Source organism: Pseudomonas sp. NFACC04-2 (assembly GCF_900119265.1).
GTDB classification, from domain to species: domain Bacteria; phylum Pseudomonadota; class Gammaproteobacteria; order Pseudomonadales; family Pseudomonadaceae; genus Aquipseudomonas; species Aquipseudomonas fluorescens_AA.
The window spans coordinates 191,902-212,258 of sequence record NZ_FPJC01000006.1 but is presented as its reverse complement, the minus strand read 5'-3'; the positions used below and the strand labels follow the sequence as shown (position 1 = coordinate 212,258).

17 protein-coding genes are annotated in these 20,357 nt (G+C 61.9%); 11 read left to right on the top strand and 6 right to left on the bottom strand.

Going from position 1 to position 20,357, the window contains the following annotated elements:
- Window positions 1–135 precede the first annotated feature (135 nt).
- Window positions 136–1,155 (top strand): hypothetical protein, encoded by a 1,020-nt coding sequence (locus BT125_RS11310; RefSeq protein WP_072406941.1) that lies wholly within the window; start codon window positions 136–138, stop codon window positions 1,153–1,155.
- Window positions 1,156–1,164: 9 nt separating this feature from the next.
- On the opposite strand, the gene BT125_RS11305 is transcribed toward BT125_RS11310, so the two are convergent.
- A complete protein-coding gene (locus tag BT125_RS11305; protein WP_053123348.1) occupies window positions 1,165–1,359 on the bottom strand; it encodes a hypothetical protein in 195 nt (64 codons plus the stop codon).
- Window positions 1,360–1,524: 165 nt separating this feature from the next.
- On the opposite strand from BT125_RS11305, the gene glsB reads away from it, so the two are divergent.
- Window positions 1,525–2,433, top strand: coding sequence for a glutaminase B (gene glsB, locus BT125_RS11300; RefSeq protein ID WP_060741483.1), 909 nt, complete (start codon window positions 1,525–1,527; stop codon window positions 2,431–2,433).
- A gap of 63 nt (window positions 2,434–2,496) precedes the next feature.
- On the opposite strand, the gene BT125_RS11295 is transcribed toward glsB, so the two are convergent.
- Window positions 2,497–2,826: a hypothetical protein gene (locus tag BT125_RS11295; protein ID WP_060741484.1), complete on the bottom strand. Its 330-nt coding sequence runs from the start codon at window positions 2,824–2,826 to the stop codon at window positions 2,497–2,499.
- Between the two features lie 631 nt (window positions 2,827–3,457).
- Window positions 3,458–5,404 (bottom strand): DNA topoisomerase III, encoded by a 1,947-nt coding sequence (locus tag BT125_RS11290; protein WP_072406939.1) that lies wholly within the window; start codon window positions 5,402–5,404, stop codon window positions 3,458–3,460.
- A gap of 240 nt (window positions 5,405–5,644) precedes the next feature.
- On the opposite strand from BT125_RS11290, the gene BT125_RS11285 reads away from it, so the two are divergent.
- From BT125_RS11285 to BT125_RS11270, 4 genes are all read left to right on the top strand, one after another.
- Window positions 5,645–6,052 (top strand): response regulator, encoded by a 408-nt coding sequence (locus tag BT125_RS11285; RefSeq protein WP_072406937.1) that lies wholly within the window; start codon window positions 5,645–5,647, stop codon window positions 6,050–6,052.
- 102 nt (window positions 6,053–6,154) lie between these two features.
- Window positions 6,155–6,676, top strand: coding sequence for a sigma-70 family RNA polymerase sigma factor (locus tag BT125_RS11280; protein ID WP_060741487.1), 522 nt, complete (start codon window positions 6,155–6,157; stop codon window positions 6,674–6,676).
- A complete protein-coding gene (locus BT125_RS11275) occupies window positions 6,673–7,632 on the top strand; it encodes a FecR domain-containing protein (protein ID WP_072406935.1) in 960 nt (319 codons plus the stop codon). Before BT125_RS11280 ends, BT125_RS11275 begins: the two co-directional genes overlap by 4 nt.
- A 96-nt stretch (window positions 7,633–7,728) precedes the next feature.
- Window positions 7,729–10,206, top strand: a complete 2,478-nt coding sequence (locus tag BT125_RS11270) for a TonB-dependent siderophore receptor (protein WP_072406933.1) — start codon at window positions 7,729–7,731, stop codon at window positions 10,204–10,206.
- Between the two features lie 42 nt (window positions 10,207–10,248).
- Here the strand turns inward: BT125_RS11270 and BT125_RS11265 are convergent, their stop codons facing one another.
- Complete coding sequence (locus tag BT125_RS11265; RefSeq protein ID WP_072406931.1) at window positions 10,249–11,871, bottom strand: MFS transporter; 1,623 nt, start codon at window positions 11,869–11,871, stop codon at window positions 10,249–10,251.
- Between the two features lie 208 nt (window positions 11,872–12,079).
- The gene (locus BT125_RS11260) at window positions 12,080–13,723 is read right to left on the bottom strand and encodes a GMC family oxidoreductase (RefSeq protein ID WP_072406930.1); all 1,644 of its coding nucleotides are present in this window, start codon (window positions 13,721–13,723) and stop codon (window positions 12,080–12,082) included.
- Window positions 13,724–13,853: 130 nt separating this feature from the next.
- Here BT125_RS11260 and BT125_RS11255 point away from each other — a divergent pair, with 130 nt between their 5' ends.
- The 3 genes from BT125_RS11255 to BT125_RS11245 all read left to right on the top strand — a co-directional run bounded on the left by BT125_RS11255 (window position 13,854) and on the right by BT125_RS11245 (window position 16,820).
- Window positions 13,854–14,738 carry a LysR family transcriptional regulator gene (locus BT125_RS11255; protein ID WP_072406929.1) on the top strand — a complete coding sequence of 295 codons (885 nt, stop codon included), beginning with the start codon at window positions 13,854–13,856 and terminating at the stop codon, window positions 14,736–14,738.
- A gap of 296 nt (window positions 14,739–15,034) precedes the next feature.
- On the top strand, window positions 15,035–15,406 hold the full coding sequence (locus tag BT125_RS11250) for a c-type cytochrome (RefSeq protein ID WP_072406927.1): 372 nt from the start codon (window positions 15,035–15,037) through the stop codon (window positions 15,404–15,406).
- A gap of 115 nt (window positions 15,407–15,521) precedes the next feature.
- Window positions 15,522–16,820 carry a D-arabinono-1,4-lactone oxidase gene (locus tag BT125_RS11245; protein ID WP_170866828.1) on the top strand — a complete coding sequence of 433 codons (1,299 nt, stop codon included), beginning with the start codon at window positions 15,522–15,524 and terminating at the stop codon, window positions 16,818–16,820.
- A 183-nt stretch (window positions 16,821–17,003) separates the two neighbouring features.
- Here the strand turns inward: BT125_RS11245 and BT125_RS11240 are convergent, their stop codons facing one another.
- On the bottom strand, window positions 17,004–17,948 hold the full coding sequence (locus BT125_RS11240) for a SphA family protein (protein ID WP_072406923.1): 945 nt from the start codon (window positions 17,946–17,948) through the stop codon (window positions 17,004–17,006).
- 206 nt (window positions 17,949–18,154) lie between these two features.
- Here BT125_RS11240 and BT125_RS11235 point away from each other — a divergent pair, with 206 nt between their 5' ends.
- Together BT125_RS11235 and BT125_RS11230 are read left to right on the top strand one after the other, a co-directional pair.
- Window positions 18,155–19,192: an AraC family transcriptional regulator gene (locus tag BT125_RS11235; RefSeq protein ID WP_072406921.1), complete on the top strand. Its 1,038-nt coding sequence runs from the start codon at window positions 18,155–18,157 to the stop codon at window positions 19,190–19,192.
- A 93-nt stretch (window positions 19,193–19,285) separates the two neighbouring features.
- Complete coding sequence (locus BT125_RS11230; RefSeq protein ID WP_072406919.1) at window positions 19,286–20,257, top strand: Gfo/Idh/MocA family protein; 972 nt, start codon at window positions 19,286–19,288, stop codon at window positions 20,255–20,257.
- The last annotated feature ends 100 nt before the right edge of the window (window positions 20,258–20,357 follow it).

The window sequence follows — 20,357 nt, the reverse complement described above, 5'->3', positions numbered from 1 at the left end:
CAATATACCTGCAGGGGCCGGGATACCAGGCCAGGGTAACTGCAAACGCCGGATAAGCCTGCCTGGGCCCGCAGGTTTCGCTGCTCGCCACCTATACTAATCCCGTGGATGACATGAATCCGGGGTGGCGCGATCGTGCTGCGTTCGCTGATGTTGGGCGTTGTGCTCGTTCTGGCGGGGTGCGCCACGCCTCAGCGCGGTCAACAGGCCGCCCCGGTAGCGATTTCCCAGGACACTTGGCGACAGGTGGACCAGCAGCTCATCGCAGCCTCGAAAAGCGCCGTCGAACAGGCGGCACTTTATGCCCGTGGGTCGATGGAGCATTGGCGCACCTTGGTCTATGAGCGCACCGAGGTTGAATTCATCCCCTGGTTCAGCAGCTATTGGACCCAGGAGTGGCTGGCGGTGAAGGTCAGTTGGTACGCCGCCAGCGCCGAGGGCGAGACGGATTCCTCGGCCAGGCGTCTGGCGGTTTACCTGCAGGAACAATATCGCGAGCAGGTGCTGGAGCCAGTGGCGGTGGAAATCGATCCCGAGGCGATCAGGGCCAACGCCATAGGCTACTACCTGCGCCAGCTCAATCAGCAGGTCCAGGTCATCGCCCTGCGGCATCGCATCTCGAACGAACTGATGAACCGACGCCTGCACGGCATCCCGGCCATCCGCCTTGGCCCGCCCGCGGCGCGTGACGCTTCGTTGTACGAGATGGTCCACACCGAACCCTTGAACACCCTGCCGGCCTATGCGGCCCTGATCGATCACGTCAACAAGGCCGCAACCACAGGGGCCGGACCCTCGGAGGCGGTGATCGCCACGGTGGCGCAACGTACCAGCGAAAAAATCGAGGCTCAGTTCGCCACGCGAGGGGCAACCGGTGCAGCGGCGGCCGTGGCCGGGAAGGCGGCGGGGGCGTTGATCTCGGTGGGCGTGGCGGGCATTCGCGCGATCATCCACGAGGGCGAGCGGCCGGAAATGGAGGCGCAAATCCGCAAAAGCCTGAACGCTGCATTCGACGAGGCATGGTTCAAGTCACTCAAGCATCCCCTCAGTGGGGTGATGGCGCCGGTGTACTACCTGGACGAGGAAGTGGGAGGCAACCTGGTGGAGGCGGACCTGGCCAATCGAGCGGTGGCATTGCCGGACATCAAGCCGTGACGGGCTGCTTCATTCTGATCCGAGGGTGACGCGACAACCCTTGCGATGGCGGATCTGCTCGTCCGATGGGCGTTCCTTGATGAACTCGAAGCGCGGCTCGCCTTCGCTGTAGATCACCAGCCATCCCCATTCCAGCTCGCTTTCATCCTGCCCGGGCTGGGGCGGCGAGGCCCACCAGGGTTCTTTTTGCATGATCTGACGCATCGTCTACTCCTGCCGATTGATCCTTTGAACTATAGACCGCTCGATCAAGACGCTTGCATGGGTTGTGTGCCTGAAGCTTGATAATCAGTGTGCTCTGATCCCGCCCACCAGCGTCTAGCGTCTGTATCCCCGCACTCGAACGGGGAATGACTGGACCCCGCGCATATGCAAGCACTGTTGAACGAGATCCTCGATGCGGTTCGCCCCCTGATCGGTCAGGGCAAGGTAGCCGATTACATTCCTGCCCTGGGCACTGTGGTGCCCAACCAGTTGGGTATTGCCGTGTATGGCAATGATGGCGAGTTGTACTGTGCCGGCGACGCCGAAACAGCGTTTTCGGTGCAGAGTATTTCCAAGGTGTTCAGCCTGGTGCAGGCCATCGGGCATTCCGGCGAAGCGATCTGGGAGCGCCTGGGTCATGAGCCATCCGGTCAGCCGTTCAACTCCCTGGTGCAGTTGGAATTCGAGCGCGGCCGGCCACGCAACCCGTTCATCAACGCCGGCGCCTTGGTGATCTGTGATATCAATCAGTCGCGTTTCGCCGCCCCGGCGTTGTCGATGCGCGATTTCGTGCGCCGCCTGTCGGGTAACCCACAGGTGATGGTGGACGGCAAGGTCGCCGAGTCGGAATACCAGCACCGCGCCCGCAACGCAGCGATGGCGTACCTGATGCAATCGTTCGGCAACTTCCATAACGACGTGGAAGCAGTGCTGCGCAGTTATTTCAGCCATTGTGCCTTGCGGATGAGCTGTATCGACCTGGCGCGGGCATTCTGCTTCCTGGCCAACGACGGGTTCTGCAAACACAGCGGCGAACAGATCCTCAGCGCCCGGCAGACCCAACAGGTCAATTCCATCATGGCCACCAGCGGCCTGTACGATGAGGCCGGCAACTTCGCTTATCGCGTCGGCCTGCCGGGCAAGAGCGGTGTCGGTGGTGGGATTGTCGCCGTGGTGCCGGGGCGGTTCACCGTATGCGTCTGGTCGCCTGAACTCAACGCCGCCGGCAACTCCCTGGCCGGCATGGCGGCGCTGGAATTGATGAGCCAGCGGATTGGCTGGTCGGTGTTCTAGTTTCCTGCCGCATAAAAAAAGGCCCGCTCCTGATTCAGGAGCGGGCCTTTTCGTTAGGGGATATCAGCAGAGGCGGTCGATGACCCGGACCTCGGAAGTGTTCTGCATCGACTGCCAGGCCTGGGTCAGCGTTTGCAGCACACGGCCCATGAAGTCTTTGTCAGCCGCGGCCTTCTTGCCGACGTAGCCTTGGCCACGGCGGTACATCTTCAGCCGGGCACACAGTTCTTGCGTGTTCTTCTCGAACTCGTCTTCCTGGGTGTAGGGAGACAGGCAGTCCATATGGACCTGGCCAGTCTTGCTGATCCACAGGATATGGCTGTCGAGTGTGTCTTTGTGCGCTGCGAACATGCGAGCCAGTTCATCAATAGATGGTTGATTATTCAGATTCATGTGTAAGCCCCTTGACCATTTGGTTGATCTGTCTGGTGGTTCGCAAAAACTTCGCTTCTCGGTAAGTGCCTGCCTGCTACCGAACCCAGGCCGTCAGCGTTCGTCCGTCGAACTTCGACGGGGTCGTGCATCGGTTGTGTAGTGTTATCGAAGGGCTGCTACGCAAATGCGCTACAACGAAGAGAAACAGCGAAGAATCGTCAGGCAGTGTCAACTTTCGAGGGTCGACCACGCGCGTCATGAGGATCTTCGCCGACGTTTCTCGTCCTTGTCACCGGACGGTCATGCCAGGTCAGCACCTTCAATCTGCCTTGTGGGCAGTCCCTTATCCAAAAAACAGCTCGGCGGTCAGACGAGCTTGCTCAAACAGTTGCCTGTACTCCCGATCGGGGAGACGTCTGCATCATGCAAGGGCAAATCGGAGGCGTCAACGGTTTTGTAGTGATTATTTTTGGTCACTACATATTGTCGGACAAAATGGTTTGGGTATGAGGATTTCCGGTCAGACACACAATCAATGTCGGAGCGAGCTTGCTCGCGATGGCGGTGTGTCAGGCAATGATCTGATGGCTGATTCACCGTCATCGCGAGCAAGCTCGTTCCCGCAGGGGGCAGGGGGCCTGATTTTTGTTCAGGTGGCCTTGGCCTTGCTCGCCTTGCGCGGTGCACCGGCCGCCTTGCGCTTGGCTGGCTTGCGTTTGTTTTTCCATGGCGTTGCGCCCCGCCCGGCGGGGCTGGCCGGGCCGCTGATGGTCAGGCTCATGCCCTGGCAGCGGGCGACGTGCTTGCTCATCCAGGCGGCTTGCCGGGTCACGAATTCTTCCAGGCTCATTTCTCCGCTTTGCACCATGTCCAGGGCCTGCTCCCAGATGGCGGTGGTGCCCGGGTCGGCGATGGCCCGGGGTACGGCGTCGATGAGGCTGAAGGCCGCCGGTGTGGCGGAGAGGGCCTTGCCGTTTTTCACCAGGTAACCGCGGTCCAGTAGCCCCTGGATGATTGAGGCTCGGGTCGCTTCGGTGCCGATGCCGGTGGTGTCCTTGAGCTTCTGTTTGAGCAGCGGGTCCTCCACTAGTTTGGCGACGTTTTTCATGGCCTTGATCAGGTCGCCTTCAGTGAAGGGCTTGGGCGGCTGGGTCCATAGGTCCTTGGGGTTCACCTCGTCCACCGTGCAATCGCGACCTTCGGCCAGTGCCGGCAAGGTTTGCGGTGCCGGTGCTTCACGGCCCTTTGCCGGCGCCAGCGCTTCGGGCAGGGCGCGTTTCCAGCCGGGTTCGACGATCTGCTTGCCCACGGCGCGCAGTGCCTGGCCGGCACAGTCGAAGTCGGCCTGGGTCCGGTCGTATTCGTGGTTGGGCAGGAACTGCGCCAGGTAGCGCGCGCGAATCAACGTATAGACCGCACGCTGCTTGCCGGCGAGTTTGTCGAGGTTCCTGGCGGCGGCGGTGGGAATGATGCCGTGGTGGGCACTGACCTTGGCGTCGTTCCAGGCCCGGGATTTGCGCTGCGGCTGCAAATGCTCGCGCAGCGGCGCGAGGCTTGGGTCGGCCTGGGCGAGGGCGGCCAGGATGGCCGGTGCTTCGCTGTGCTGGCTCAAGGGCAGGAAACCGCAATCGCTGCGGGGGTAGGTGATGAGCTTGTAGGTCTCGTAGAGCGACTGGGCAATGTCCAGGGTTTCCTGGGCACCGAGGCCGAGTTTCTTCGAGCAGACTTCTTGCAGGGTGCCCAGGTCGAAGGGCAACGGCGCCGCTTCGCGCAGGCGCTCGGTACGCACCTTCAGTGTCCGGGCGGTGGCGGCGTTGCGCATGGCCTCGGCCGCGTCTCGGGCCAGAGCCTGGTTCAGGCAGCGTTCCTGGTCGTCGCAGGCATCCGGGTCGGCGCGCCACTGGGCAATGAACGCCGTGCCTTCGTGGCTGAGCTGCACGTCGATGGCCCAATAGGCGACCGGCACGAAGTTGGCGATGCTGCGGTCGCGATCCACCACCAGTCGCAGCGTCGGTGTCTGCACGCGGCCTACCGGCAGTACGCCCTGGTAGCCGGACTGGCGCCCCAGCAAGGTGAACAGGCGACTCATGTTCATGCCGATCAGCCAGTCGGCCCGGGAGCGGCCCAGGGCCGAGTGATACAGATTGAAGGTTTCGACGCCCGGCTTGAGGGCGGCCAGGGCCTTGCGGATCGACGCTTCGTCCAGGGCTGACAGCCATAGCCGCCGGATCGGTCCGCGATACCGGCAATGTTCCACCAGCTCGCGGGCGATCATTTCGCCTTCGCGGTCGGCGTCGGTGGCGATCACCAGTTCCTTCGCTTCCCCCAACAGGCGCTTGACCGCCTTGTACTGGCTGGCGGTTTTCGGCTTGACGGTCATTTTCCATTGCGCGGGCACGATGGGCAGGTCGGCCAGGACCCAGCGCTTGTAGCGCGCGTCGTAGGCGTCGGGCGGGGCGGTTTCCAGCAGATGGCCGATGCACCAGGTGACCGTGACGCCAGGACCCAGCCAGCAGCCGTCGCCACGGCGCGTGGCACCGAGCACCGCGGCGATGTCCTTGGCCTGGGACGGCTTTTCACACAGGTACAGCTGCATAGCGCCCTTTTCCTGAGCAGATTTCATGGGGCTGTAGCATGGTCATGGATGCGCGCAAGGGCAAGTTTTATCTGTATGGATATACAGATAAAAGCGTTGCGCTGAGTTGCAAGGGGTGTCTGGCGTGACATTCGGCGGCCTGTCGGCACGCAGAATGAATTTCTCGCAGGGGTATTGCTCATAACTTCAAGGCGGTTGAAACCGCAAAGAAGGTTTATGAGGTCAAGGAGAGTCACTTTCATGAATTCGATGCCCAATGGCAATGGCCAGGCGACTACACGTTTGATTCTCGTGGTGGAGGATGATCCAACTATCCTGGAGTTTCTCTGTGAAATCCTCGAGGAAGAAGGATTTGTCGTGGAGCCTCAGAAAAACGCTGACGATGCTTTGGAGTTCCTGGAAAAGAGCGCCCATTTTGTCGATTTGTTGCTCACCGACATCACCATGCCCGGCAAGATCGACGGTGCTGACCTGGCCAACCTGACCGGAGACCGCTGGCCGCAGATCCCGCTGCTGATCATGTCCGGCTTCGAAACGCCGGAAAGTGCCGGGATCAAGCACCACGCGTCGTTCATCGCCAAGCCTTGGGCCCTGGGCCAGATGCTGGACCTGGTGGAGAGCACGGTGAAAAATCACGCCATGCATTGAGTGATCCCAGTGGGTGGTGGCGGCCAGGCAGGTTTGGGTTGCAAGCGGCGATGGGCTCCATGACAATGCGAGTCATTATCAGTCGCGAATTATTCCATCACCATGCCCGCCAACGATCTGTCCCTACGCAGTGCTGTCGACGTTCTGTACAGTGATCATCACAATTGGCTTCAGGGCTGGTTGCGCAAGCGCTTGGGCAACACGTTCGATGCCGCCGACCTGACCCAGGATACGTTTGTGCGAGTCATCAAGGCGCGCACCGCGCTGGATATCCGCGAGCCGCGACCGTACCTGTCGATGATCGCCAAAGGGCTATTGATCGATCTGTTTCGCCGGCGCTCGCTGGAACAATCCTACCTCGAAGCGTTGGCCGCCATGCCGCAGGAGCAACACCCATCGCTGGAAGAGCAGGCGATCCTGCTCCAGGCCCTGATGGAGATCGACCGTCTGCTCCTGGGGCTGGGGCCGCGCGTCAGGCAGGCGTTCATCCTGTCGCAGTTCGATGGCCTGACGTACCCGCAAATTGCCGAGCGCCTGGGCGTCAGCGTCCGCACGGTCAACAACCACATGGCCAAGGCCATGGAACATTGCTGCCTGATGCAAATTCAATTGCAGCTTTCATGAACCTGGCCCCCGACGAGTTGCGAGCCATCCGCGTGGCGGCGCGGTGGTACGCCCGGCTGCATTCCGGTATTGCGACCGACGCGGACCGGGCCGATTGGCGCGCCTGGCTGGCCGCCGACCCATTGCACAACCAGGCGTGGCAGCGCATGGCCGCGGTGGCCGAGCAGATGGCGAGTGTGCCGGGCGCCTTGGCGGCACCGACCTTGAGCGACACCCACCAGCGATCCCGGCGCCAGGTGTTGCGCAGCGTCTTGCTGCTGACGTCCGCCGGCGGGCTGGGCTGGCTGGGCTGGCGCAGCCCGGCAACCCAGAACCTGTTTTGTGATTACCGCACCGCGGTGGGCGAGCGTCGCGCGTTCCAGCTGGCCGATGGCAGCACGGTCCTGCTCAACACCGACACCTCGATCAATGTTCGTTTCGATGGACAGCAGCGGCGCCTGGAGCTGTTGCGGGGTGAGGTACTCGTGACGACGGCGGTCGATCCCTTGCAACGTCCGTTCAAGGTGGTCACGGGGCCGGTCGAGGTGCTGGCGCTGGGCACCCGGTTTATCGTCCGTAGCCAGGCGCGGGGCGGCGAAGTGGCGGTGCTTGAGAAAGCGGTCGAAGTGAGCCTGTTGGCAAGTGGATCAAGGATGCGGGTCGAAGCCGGTCAGCGCCTGGATTTCAACGAGCGGTCGTTGGGGGCGCTGCGCGGCAACGATGTGTCGGTTGGTGCCTGGCAGAAGGGAAGCATCATCGCCATTGACCGTCCCCTGGCGGCGCTGCTGGACGAACTGTCGCGCTATCGACCCGGTGTGCTGCGTTGGGATCCGGCGATTGGCGACTTGAAGGTTTCCGGCGTATTTCCCGTCGACAACACCGATCTCGCCCTGGCCGCGCTGGAAAGTGGCTTTTCGTTGCGAGTGACTCGCTACAGCCGATTCTGGGTCCAGGTCTCCGGTGGCGATCGGCGGTAATGCTACGCAATAAAAAAATCAGCCCCTGCACTTTTCGTCCCCATCGTTCGGCTCTTCCTCAGTGAGTTTTTATCGACCATTTTGGGGAGGGGAAATATGACTTGGGTGAGCGCGCCAGGCCGTCTGGTGTTTGCAGTGAAAATCGGCTTGCTGGCGGTCACGACCGTCAGCGCCACGGTCGTGAATGCCAGCCCGGTTCCAGCGGCTGCGGCGCAACAGCGCGCGGTGCAGGCCTACGATATCGGCGCCGGTCGCCTGGTGGATGTGCTGACCCGCTTCTCCAGTGCCGCAGGTGTCGCCCTTTCGTTTGATGCCCGGCAGCTCGAGGGTTTGCAATCGCCCGGCCTGAGCGGTGCTTTCGGCGTGGGCGACGGGTTCGCCCGTATTCTGGCTGGAAGCGGCCTGCAAGCCGCCCTGCAGGCCAACGGCACCTACGTGCTGCGCCGGGTGCCCGTCAGCGGTTCGGCACTGGAACTGGACGCAACCACCATCGAGGCTCAGCGGCTCGGGGCGACCACCGAGCAGAGCAACTCCTACACGACGGGGGCGATCACGATCGGCAAGGGCGAGCACTCCCTGCGCGAAACACCGCAATCGGTGACGGTCATGACTCGCAAGATGCTCGATGACCAGAACCTCAATACCATCGAACAAGTCATGGAAAAGACCCCTGGCATTACCGTCTACGACTCGACTATGGGCGGCAAGTATTTCTATTCCCGCGGGTTCCGCATGTCTGGCCAATATCAATACGACGGCGTTCCGCTGGACATGGGCAACAGTTATGTCCAAGCCGACAGTTTCAGCAGCGACATGGCCTATTACGACCGTGTCGAAGTGCTGCGCGGCGCCGCCGGGATGATGAAGGGGGCGGGCGGCACGTCTGGCGGCGTAAACTTCGTTCGTAAGCGCGGCCAGGCCACGGCGCAGACCGAGCTCAGCCTGTCCGGGGGAACCTGGGACAATTACCGTGGGCAGGTCGATACCGGTGGCCCGTTGAATGACGCCGGCACCGTGCGGGGCAGGGCGGTGATCGCCGAGCAGAGCCGGCATTATTTCTACGATGATGCCCGGCGCAAGGACCAGATCTACTACGGCGCCCTGGACTTCGACCTGTCGCCCGACACGACGCTCGGCCTGGGCGTTGCCTATGAGGACGTCGATGCAAGCCCCTGCTGGGGCGGGCTGCCGCGCTACCGGGACGGCAGCGATCTGAAACTCAGCCGTTCCACTTGCCTGGACCCCTCATGGAACACCTGGCGCAGCCAGCGGACCACGGTGTTCGGCGACCTCAAGCATCAGCTCAACGACGACTGGGCCGTGAAGGTCGCCGGTGTCTATACGAAAAATACCCAGGACATCAAATACGCGTTTGCATCGGGCTCGGTGGCGCCGGGAGGCTCGACCACCAACATGCTCGGCAGCATGTACGACTATGACCAGGTCGATTACGGTCTCGACGCCTACCTGGACGGCAAGTTCGACGCCCTGGGGCAGCAACATGAGTTGATCGTCGGTTTCAACGCCAGTCGTTCGGACAAAGATGATTTTTTCTCGGTGGCGCTGTTGCCGCAGAAGCAGAATGTATTCGATCCGGACCGACATATTCCCGAGCCGGACGACAGTTACTTCATCGAAAACTCGACGCGCGGAGGCCCGGTCAAGACCGTGACCGAGCAGCAAGGCATGTATTCGACCCTGCGGCTGAAACTGGCTGACCCCTTGACGTTTGTCGTCGGTAGCCGGGTGAGTTGGTACAACTCCAAGACCGATTCGGTGTTCCTCACGGGCGGTACGGAGCACGCCAAGAGCACGGAGACGGGGCAAGTCACGCCGTTTGCCGCCGTGTTGCTGGACCTCGATGAGCACCTGACGGCCTATGCCAGCTATTCGGATATCTTCACGCCCCAAGGCAACTACCGCTCCGAAAGCGGCTCGGCACTCAAGCCCCTGGTGGGCGAGAGTTATGAGCTGGGGATCAAGGGCGAGTGGTTCGAGGGACGCCTGAACAGCGCCTTCAACCTGTTCCGCACGTTGCAGAAAGACCAGGCCCAGACTGACTACAACTCCAGTTGTGCGTCTTCGGACGGGTACTGCTACGAGAACGCTGGCAAGGTGCGCGCCCAGGGTTTCGAAGCCGAGATCAGCGGTGAAGTCATCGAGCGCCTGCAACTGCTGGCCGGTTACACCTACACCCAGACCAAGACCCTCGACGACATTGATACCAGCCTCAACGGTGGCTCGTTCAACAGCTACGTGCCGCGCCATGTGCTGCGCCTGTGGGGCGATTATGCCCTCGGCGGGGCGTTCGAACGGTTCAGTGTCGGCGCCGGGGTCAATGCCCAGAGCGACAATTTCCGCGTATCGCCGGCGACGGGCGAGAAGATTACCCAGGCTGGTTATGCGGTATGGAACGGCCGCGTTGGCTACCGCATCGATGACACCTGGTCGGTGGCCCTCAATGGCAACAACCTGTTCGACAAGCGCTACTACACCACCATCGGCACCGAGAGCTTCGGTAACTACTACGGTGAGCCGCGCAACTTCACCATGACCCTGAAGGGGCGCTTCTGAGCCGGTGGCGAGGGCCCTAAAGCCCTCGTCACGGTTTTGCCCTCAGTTGGTATCCAGGTCCACGTTGCGGGTTTCCCGCAGGCAGATCATGCCCACCACCAGGCTCACCCCGGTGATCACCACCGGGTACCACAGCCCGTAGAAGATATCTCCGGTGTAGACCACCAGGGCAAACGACACGGTGGGCAGGAAACCGCCGAACCAGCCGTTGCCGATGTGGTAGGGCAGGGACATGGAGGTGTAGCGGATCCGGGTCGGGAACAGTTCGACCATCAGCGCCGCCAGCGGTCCGTAGCACATCGCCGAGATGATGATCAGCGCGACGATCAAGGCCACGATCATCGGCCGGTTGATCTGCTGGGCATCGGCCTGCTGCGGGTAGCCGGCCAGGGTCACCGCACCGCGCAGGGCCGCTTCGTCGTAACCTTCGAGTTTCACGTCACCGACGCTGACCTGCACCGCGCTACCGGCCGGTGCCGCGACGCTGTTGTAGGGCAGGCCTTGCTTGACCAGGAAGGTCTTGACCTTGTCGCACGGGCTGTCGAAACGCGCCTTGCCCACCGGGTCGAACTGGAAGGTACAGGTGGCCGGGTCGGCGACCACGGTGATCGGCGCCTGGCGGCTGGCCTGGTCGATGGCCGGGTTGGCGTAGTGGGCCAGGGTCTTGAAGATTGGAAAGTACAGGGCCGTCGCCAGCAGCAGGCCGATCATCAGCACCGGTTTGCGCCCGACCTTGTCCGACAGCCAGCCGAAAAAGATGAAGAACGGCGCGCCAATCACCACGCTGACAATCAGCAGGCTGTTGGCCAGGGCCGGGTCCATCTTCAGGAACTGGGTGAGGAAAAACAGCACGTAGAACTGCGCCGCGTAGAAGGTCACCGCTTGCCCGGCGTTGATGCTGAACAGGGCGATCAGCACCACCTTCAGGTTTTCCCATTTGCCGAACGATTCGCGGATCGGCGCCTTGCAGCACTTGCCTTCTTCTTTCATTTTCAGGAAGGCCGGCGACTCGTGCAGGCTCAGGCGAATCCAGGTGGAGATACCCAGCAGCAGGATCGACAGCAGGAACGGAATACGCCAGCCCCAGACTTCGAACTGATCGCCGGTGAAGTAGCGGCAGCCCAGCACCACGAGTAGCGAGAGCAACAGCCCCAACGTGGCGGTGGACTGAATCCAACTGGTATGGAAACCGCGCTTGCCCATCGGCGCATGCTCGGCGACATAGGTCGCCGCGCCTCCGTACTCGCCGCCCAGGGCCAGTCCCTGGAGCATGCGCAACACCACCAGGATGATCGGCGCGGCAATGCCGATGCTGGCGTAGTTGGGCAGCAGGCCGACGCAGAACGTCGCCAGGCCCATGAGGATGATGGTGGCCAGGAACGTGTACTTGCGCCCGATCATGTCTCCCAACCGACCGAACACCAGTGCCCCGAACGGCCGCACGATGAAACCGGCGGCGAAGGCCATCAGGGCGAAGATGAACGCGGTGGTGTCGTTGACACCGGCGAAGAACTGCTTGCTGATCACCGCCGCCAGGGCGCCATAGAGGAAAAAGTCGTACCACTCGAACACCGTCCCCAGGGACGAGGCAAAGATGACTTTCTGGGTTTCCTGGCTGGTGCCGGCGCTGCGCGTGGCTTCCAGGGGCTGAACATGCTCGGACATAGCGGTATCCCTCACAGTGATTGTTTTTGTTGTTCCACTGCGACGCCGGGGTGGCGTCTCCTGATTTGACACACTTTCCTTGAATCGACACATTTGTTCACTGTGGGAGCGGGCTTGCTCGCGAAGGCGATGTGTCAGTCGCCATAATCGTTGACTGTCTGATCGCATTCGCGAGCAAGCCCGCTCCCACAGGAGACTGAGTCGTTCTTCAGACCGTAGCAGGTGCTTTTTCTACGTCGGTGTTCCTCGTCGCGGGGTTGAGCATCATCTGCGCCGCCTTCTCGGCAATCATCAACGTCGGCGAGCAGGTGTTGCCCGAGGTGATGCGCGGCATGATCGAGGCATCGGCGATGCGCAGCCCCTTGATGCCGTGGACCCGCAGTTGTGCATCCACCACGGCGTCGCGATCCTGGCCCATGCGGCAGGTGCCGACCGGGTGGAAAATCGTCGTACCGATGCGAGCGGCGGCCTCGTGCAGTTCTTCTTCGGTTTGCAGGCTGGGGCCCGGCAGGTATTCCACCGGTTTGAACGCGCTCAGGGCCGGGGCCGCGACGATGCGGCGGGTCAGGCGGATGGCGTCGGCGGCGACCCGCAGGTCTTCGGGATGGCTCAGGTAATTGGGCTGGATCAGCGGCGCTTCGTGCGGATCGGCGGAGCGGATGTCCACCCGGCCACGGCTTTGCGGGCGCAGGTCGCAGACCGACGCGGTGAATGCCGGGAAGTTGTGCAGCGGTTCGCCGAAGCGTTCCAGGGACAGTGGCTGCACGTGGTATTCAAGGTTGGCCGAGGTCTGTTCCGGCCCCGAACGGGCGAATGCGCCCAGTTGGCTGGGGGCCATGGACAGCGGGCCGCTGCGGTCGTACAGGTAACGCAGGCCCATGCCCATCTTGCCCCACAGGGTGCCGGCGATCTGGTTCAGGGTGCGGGCGTTTTCCAACTGGTAGATCAGCCGCAGTTGCAGGTGGTCCTGCAAGTTGCCGCCGACACCGGGCAGTTCGTGGGTCACGCCAATGCCCAGGCGTTGCAGCAGGCTGCGCGGGCCGATCCCGGAACGTTGCAGGATCCCCGGCGAACCCACGGCCCCGGCGCACAGGACGATTTCCTTGCGAGCCTTGAAGGTCATGCCCTTGCCTTGCCAGCGGGCGCTGACGGCGTAGGCCCGGTCGTCGCGCAACAACACGCGGTCGACCTCGACGTCGGTCAACACCGTGAGGTTGGCGCGCTGGCGAACCGGTTTGAGAAACGCCTTGGCCGCGTTCCAGCGCACCCCGGCCTTCTGGTTGACCTGGAAGTAGCCGCAGCCTTCATTGTCGCCGCCGTTGAAATCGTCGACGTTGGGAATGCCGCTCTGCTCTGCGGCACTGCGGAAGGCATCGAGAATCGGCCATGACAGGCGCTGGCGTTCGACCCGCCATTCGCCGCCGGCGCCGTGAAATTCGGACGCGCCGGCAAAGTGGTTTTCGCTCTGGCGGAACAGCGGCAGCACGTCTTCCCAGGCCCAGCCGGGATTGCCCTCGGCAGCCCAGCCATCGTAGTCCGCAGCCTGGCCGCGCATGTAGATCATGCCGTTGATGGAGGAGCAACCGCCCAGGACCTTGCCACGCGGGTAGCTCAGGGCGCGCCCTTGCAGGCCCGGTTGTGCTTCGGTCTTGAAGCACCAGTCGGTGCGTGGGTTGCCGATGCAGAACAGGTAGCCGACCGGGATGTGAATCCACGGATAATTGTCGCGTCCACCGGCTTCGAGCAGCAGCACCCGGTGGTGCGGGTTGGCGGAAAGCCGATTGGCCAGCAAGCACCCGGCAGGGCCAGCGCCCACGATCACGTAATCGTATTCATCGACGACAGGTTGCATTCGCGACCTCATTCTTGTTGTTGTGGGATCCATCCTAGTTGTTAGTTTTCGTCAAAAGAATGTTAGTTTTTGCGCAGTGGCTGTGCGTTTATAAACAGTCATGCCTTCAGGCGTGTTCAAGGATCGCTTCATGTTCGACTGGAATGACCTGCGCTATTTTCTGGAACTGCAACGCAGCGGGCGTTTGTTGACGGCTGCACGGCGCCTGAACACCACCCACGCCACGGTGGCCCGGCATATCGAGGCCATCGAGAAAAGCCTGGGCACCGCATTGTTCGTCCAGCATGCCCAGGGCTATGAACTGACCCCGGCCGGCGAGACGTTGCTCAAGCACGCCGAAGCGATGGAAAACGTGGCGTTGCTGGCCCAGGAAGACATCACCCAGTCCAGTGCGCCCCTGGGCAAGATCCGCCTGGGGGTGACCGAAGGGCTGGGCATCATGTTTCTCGCCAGTCGCATGGACGGGTTGTTCCAGCGTTATCCGGGTCTGGAGGTGGAGCTGGTGGCCGTGCCGCGCTTTGTCAGCATCCTCAACCGTGAGGCGGAAATCAGTATCCACCTCGAACGCCCGGCGGCCGACCTGCTGGTGACCCGCAAACTCACCGACTACAGCCTGGCGCTGTACGCCAGCCAGGCCTACCTGGACCGCTCGCCGGTGTTGCGCAGCCGCGAGGACCTGGCTCGCCACGCCTGGATCGGTTATGTCGATGACCTTCTGTTCAGCCAGGAACTGATGTTCCTCAACAGCTTTTGCCGCAACCCCCGGGTGGTGTTCCACAGCACCAGCGTCATCGCCCAGCAACAGGCTGCGCGCTCGGGCCTGGGGATCGCCGTGTTGCCGTGCTACATGGCCAGCAGTGACCCGACGCTGGTGCCGTTGCTGCCGGACGAAACCATTCGCCGCAGCTATTGGATCAGCACCCGCCGCGAACTGCACAAGTCCGTACGCCTGCGGGTGTTGTGGGATTACGTGGTGCAGTTGTGCGAGCGCGAGCAGGCCCTGCTGTTGCCCTGACTCCAAATCCGGCGACATCACCGTGGCGAGGGAGCTTGCTCCCGTTGGGCTGCGTAGCAGCCCCAAAACCTCAGTTCGCAATGTCCCTGACCCACCGCAATGAATGGGGCAGGGCTGCTTCGCACCCCAGCGGGAGCAAGCTCCCTCGCCACAGTGGGCTGTGCAAGTGCTGGCCGCCCAAGCCCCCTTTTATGGCCCCCAATGACCTTAAGCCGACGCGGTGGCGTGCCTTAGTGTGGGAACTGCCAGACCCACAACAAGAAAGGCGCAACCGTTGCGCCGCCAAGAGGGGCCTTATGTCGGCAATCACGCCTTCCTTTCTGCTTCGAACCGCTGCCGTCGTGTCGTTCGGCGCGTTGCTTGTCGCGTGTGGCGAAGAGGCCAAGCCGCCCGCGCCCACGGTATTCACGGCCATGCCCAGCGATGCGGCACTGGCCCAGGTCTACGACAGCAGCTGCAAGCTCTGCCACGCCAACCCCGGTGCCGGAGCGCCGTTGACTGGCGACACGAACGCCTGGGCCCCGCGGGTCGCCCAGGGCGCCGACACCCTGCTGGACCACGCGATCAACGGCTACAACGGCATGCCGCCGATGGGCCTGTGCATGCACTGTTCCGAAGAGCAGTTCCTGGCCCTGATCGCTTTCATGTCCGGTCAACACTTCCAATAATGAATACGGGTACTACGGCATGACGATGGACTACTCACGGCGTCGGTTGCTGCAACAGGCCGCCGTTGTCGCCGCCTTCACGGCGCTGGGCAGCCAGGGCGCCCTGGCCGAGCTGATGCGTGCGCCGCGGTTGATCCCGTGGCGCAACTGGTCCGGTGCGCAGAGTTGCCTGCCGGCGGCGCGCCTGGCCCCCAAGGACCTCGATGAACTGGTGCAGGTGGTGCGCCGCGCCGAAGGGCGAATTCGTCCAGTGGGGTCCGGTCATTCCTTCAGCGCCCTGGTGCCCACCGATGGCACCTTGTTGTCGCTGAGTTTTTTCAGTGGCCTGCTGGATCACGACGAGGCCAGCCTGCAAGCCACGTTCGGCGGCGGCACGCCCATGTCTCGCATGGGGCCGGCGCTCAAGGCCATCGGTCAGGCACTGCCGAACATGGCCGACGTGGATTACCAGACCCTGGCCGGTGCTATCGCCACCTCGACCCATGGCACCGGCAAGGCTTTTGGCTCGTACGCATCCCAGGTCGTCGGCCTGCAACTGGTGACGGCCAGCGGCGAGGTCCTCGATTGCGATGCCCAACGTCATACCGAAGTATTCAAGGCCGGCCGGGTGTCCCTTGGCGCGCTGGGGCTGGTGACCCGCGTGCGCCTGCAGAACCGCGCCGCCTATCGCTTGCGCGAGCACCAGTGGGTGGCGAAAACCGAGGAGTTGCTCGAGGACGTGGACGCCAACACCCGGGACAACCAGCACTGGGAAATGCAAGTCGTCACCCATTCCGACTATGCGCTGTCGATCACCCTGAACGAGACCACGGATCCGGCCACGCCGCCGATCAGCCCCGAGGAGGAGGGCGGCAATGAATTCGTTTCCCTGATCGAAAACCTCGACAAGTACGGCAGCGATTTTCCGGCGATCCGGCGAGCGTTGCTCAACAGCCTGCGGCTGGTGGCCGATTTCGATGACCGCGTCGGTGATTCCCATGACATCTATGCCAACGCCCGTACCGTGCGCTTCAACGAGATGGAATACTCAGTGCCTGCCGAACACGGCCCGGCATGCCTGCGGGAGATCCTCGCACTGATCCGCGACAAGGACCTGCGCACCTGGTTTCCCATCGAATACCGCTACGTGAAGGCAGACGACATTGCCTTGAGCATGTTCGAAGGCCGGGACAGTTGCTCGATCTCCGTGCACCAGCACTACCAGATGGACCATCACAATTTCTTCGCCGCCATCGAACCGATCTTCTGGAAGTACCAGGGGCGTCCACACTGGGGGAAATTGCACTCTCTGAACGCCAAGGCCCTCCAAGCGCTGTACCCGCGCTGGACTGAATTCACCCGGGTGCGCCAGGCACTGGACCCAGGCGGCAAGTTCCTCAATGGGCATCTTTCATCGATTTTGGGTTTGAGCTGAAGCAAGAACCTGTGGGAGCGAGCTTGCTCGCGATGGCGGTGCATCAATCGACATTTATGCAAACTGATCCATTGCTATCGCGAGCAAGCTCGCTCCCACAATTGTTTTGGGGTGTTCATAAGGTTCTGTATTCCCCTGCACATCTCCTGTGGGACTGAGCCTGCTCGCGAAGCAGCGACTCGTTCAGAACGCAAACGGAATACTGATCTTGGCCCAGAGCATTTCCCCTTCCGGACGATTCTCCACGTCGAACTCCTTGGCCCAGCGGATCTCGGCGCTGGCGTACTTGAGGAAGGTCAGGTGCAGCGCCGGGCCAATGGCGAAGACCTGGCCGCGTACGCCATCGTCCACGTCTTGCCCGGCGAATTGCACGGTACGGCCGTACTGTTTGTCGTCGGTGGTCTGCTTGAGGTAGTAGCCGTTGAGCCCCAGCCTCAGGTTGTCAGTCACGCGGTAGCTGGCGGAGTAATCGAAGTGGAAAATCTGCCCCGAACGGTAGTCGGTGTCCTTGTTCTTGCGGTTGAAGCTGTAGGTGCTTTTCATCGACACCTCGGTGTCTTCCGTGGGCAACCAGGTGAAGGAAAACAGCGGCTTGTAAGTGTAGAAATTGTTGCTGGTGTTGGCCAGTCGATCGGTGCTGTATTCGCCGGTCGGTACGGTGATTTCCACCGCCGCGGCCAGGGTCAGGTTTTTGCCCATGTCCCAGAGCACGATGGGCGAAATGGTCGTGTCGCCCATGCCCTCGCGGGTGTCATGCAGGCCGAACACCGAAACTTCCTGCTTGATCCAGGGCTGGGCGATGTAGATCCCCGCGCGCCCACCGGCCACCCGCAACGGGCTCAGGTAATCGATGCGCGGGACCACTGCCGTGGATTCGATTTCGACATCCGGCAGTTCGCCGCCCAATGAACTGATGTTGAATTTCCGAGCCTTGTAATGGTTGTAGTAGAGGTTGAACGCGACCATGTGGTCCGGAAGGCTGTCGACCTCCAGCGGCAACACAAAAAACCCGTCGGTGCCCGGGCCGATGTTGTCCACCCCCGATTCGGTAGCCAGGGCGGGCAGGGCACCGCCGCAGGCCAGGCCGAGGGTCAGTTGCAAGGCGAATGTCGTGCGGATCGGGTTCATGGGAGGCTCATTATTATTGTTGGAAATGCACCGGAGGTCCGAGTCATACAAATAAGCCGTTCGCCGCCGACAGGGCAGGGTATTGGCGGCCATAGAGGGGACTTGGGCGGCCAGATTTTTAACCCCCCCTATCCAGCGGCTCATGCTAACTTTATGAAATAACCGGTTACAAAAAACGCCACCTAACGTGCTCCGGAATCCGTCCCATGCAGATGAAAGTCATCGACCCCACCTATGAATTGGCGCTGGTATCGCCATTCCTGCTGCAAACCCTGGCCGAGGTGGTGGCGGACAAGGGCTTCGATGCCGCCAGCCTGTGTCGCGGCCTGGGGTTCGACCTTGATGACCTGCAAGATCCTGCCCAGCGTATTTCCTACCGCCAGGCCGTGATCATGATTCAACGTTCGCTCAAGCTGTTGCCCGACCAGGGCCTGGGGTTGTGGGTGGGTGACCGCAACGTGCTTGGCACCCTCGGCCTGCTGGGCCATGTCTTGTCGTTGTGCGAAACCCTGCGCGATGCCTTCGCCCTGGGGGTTCGTTACCAGCACACCACCGGCGGCATCGCCGTGACCCGTGTCGAAGAAGCCACTGACCGGATCATGGTCGAGGCGACCTGCCGCCTGCCTTTCGCCGAGATTCAGGTGTTTGCCGTGGAAGAGTTCTTCGCCAGCCTGATGGTCTATGGCCGGGCGCTGGCCAATCCCGATTTCAAGCCTCTGGCCGTGGAATTCATGCACGCCGCGCCGTCCTATGCCCAGGAGTATCAGCGGATATTGGGGCCGGATGTGCGCTTCGGTTGCCGACACAATCGAATGCTGATCGATGTGCGTTGGCTGGATATGCGCCTGCCCAATCACCACCCGCTGGCCCTGCGCCAGGCATTGGCCTTGCTGGAGCAGGAAGCCGGCGAGGTTCACCAGAAGATCGACCTGATCCAGACCGTGGAACGGGCCATTGCCCGGGACCTGACCCGTGGCAGCCACATCGAGAAAATCGCCGGCGATCTCAACATGAGCAGCCGCACCCTGCGTCGACGCCTGACCGAACACAGCCTGACCTTCGAGACCTTGCTCGAACAAGTGCGCCGCGGCCGCACCCTGAACCTGCTGGCCAACCCCGAGCTGTCCATCGAGCGCATCACCGAAGAAGTCGGCTACAGCGATGTGCGCAGTTTCCGCCGGGCGTTCCGGCGCTGGACCGGCATGAGCCCGAGCGCGTTTCGCAACGAGGGGCAAACGTCGTAGCCACGACATTCAGGCTGGGTCTGATTAAACTCCTGCCTTTTTTGAGGGGCTTCATTGCGCAGCCGGGGAGGCCTTGAATCCATGAGTCAAACGATGAAAACGGTACGCTGGGGCATGATCGGGTGTGGCAGCGTGACGGAACGCAAGAGTGGGCCGGCCTTCTACAAGGCGCCCGGTTCAGCGCTGGTAGCGGTGATGGGGCGACGTTTGGAGGCCGTCTCCGATTATGCTGAACGCCACGGCATTGCCAGGTTCTACACCGACGCGCAGGCACTGATCGATGATCCCGAAGTCGACGCGGTTTACATTGCGACGCCGCCCGACAGTCATTTGAGCTATAGCCTGCTGGTGGCTGCCGCCGGTAAACATTGCTGTGTCGAGAAACCGATGTCCCTCAATGTCGCGCAGAGCCGGGAAATGCAGCGCGTATTCAACACCGCAGGGGTGCAGTTGTTTGTGTCGTACTACCGGCGCTCGCTGCCGCGTTTTCGCAAGGTGCGGCAATGGATCGAGCAAAGATGCATCGGTGACATCCGGCATTTGACCTGGACGCTGACTAAGCCCGCGTCATCGGTGGATATCAACGGCGCGACCAATTGGCGTACCGATCCGGCGATTGCAGGTGGAGGTTATTTCACGGACCTGGCCTGCCATGGTCTTGATCTGTTCCAGTTCCTGTTGGGGGACATCGTCGAAGTGACAGGTTTCGCCGCTCGCCAGAACGGCTTGTATCAGGCAGAAGATGCGGTCGTGGCCAATTGGCGTTTTGCCTGCGGAGCCACAGGCATGGGTTGTTGGAACTTCGTCGCTGACCGACGTGAGGACCGCGTGGAGGTGATTGGCAGCGAGGGGCGGATCAGCTTCTCGGTGTTCGATGAGGCGCCGCTGCAACTGTATACGGACACCTCGGTCAGCCTCGACATTCCTCATCATCCTGAGCATATCCAGTGGCACCATGTACTCGGCATGAATGCCCATATCCGGGGTGAGTCGAAGCATCCCGCCGTGGCCGAAGAGGCCTTGAAGACCGACTGGGTGATGGACCGCATTCTCCAGCGCTGTTGAGGCGAGGCCGTGTGGGCATAACCTAATGCTCAAAGAGTATTTCCCAAGCGTCGAACGGTTTCCCTAAGATCACGTCATAACTCGTTATGACAAGTAATAG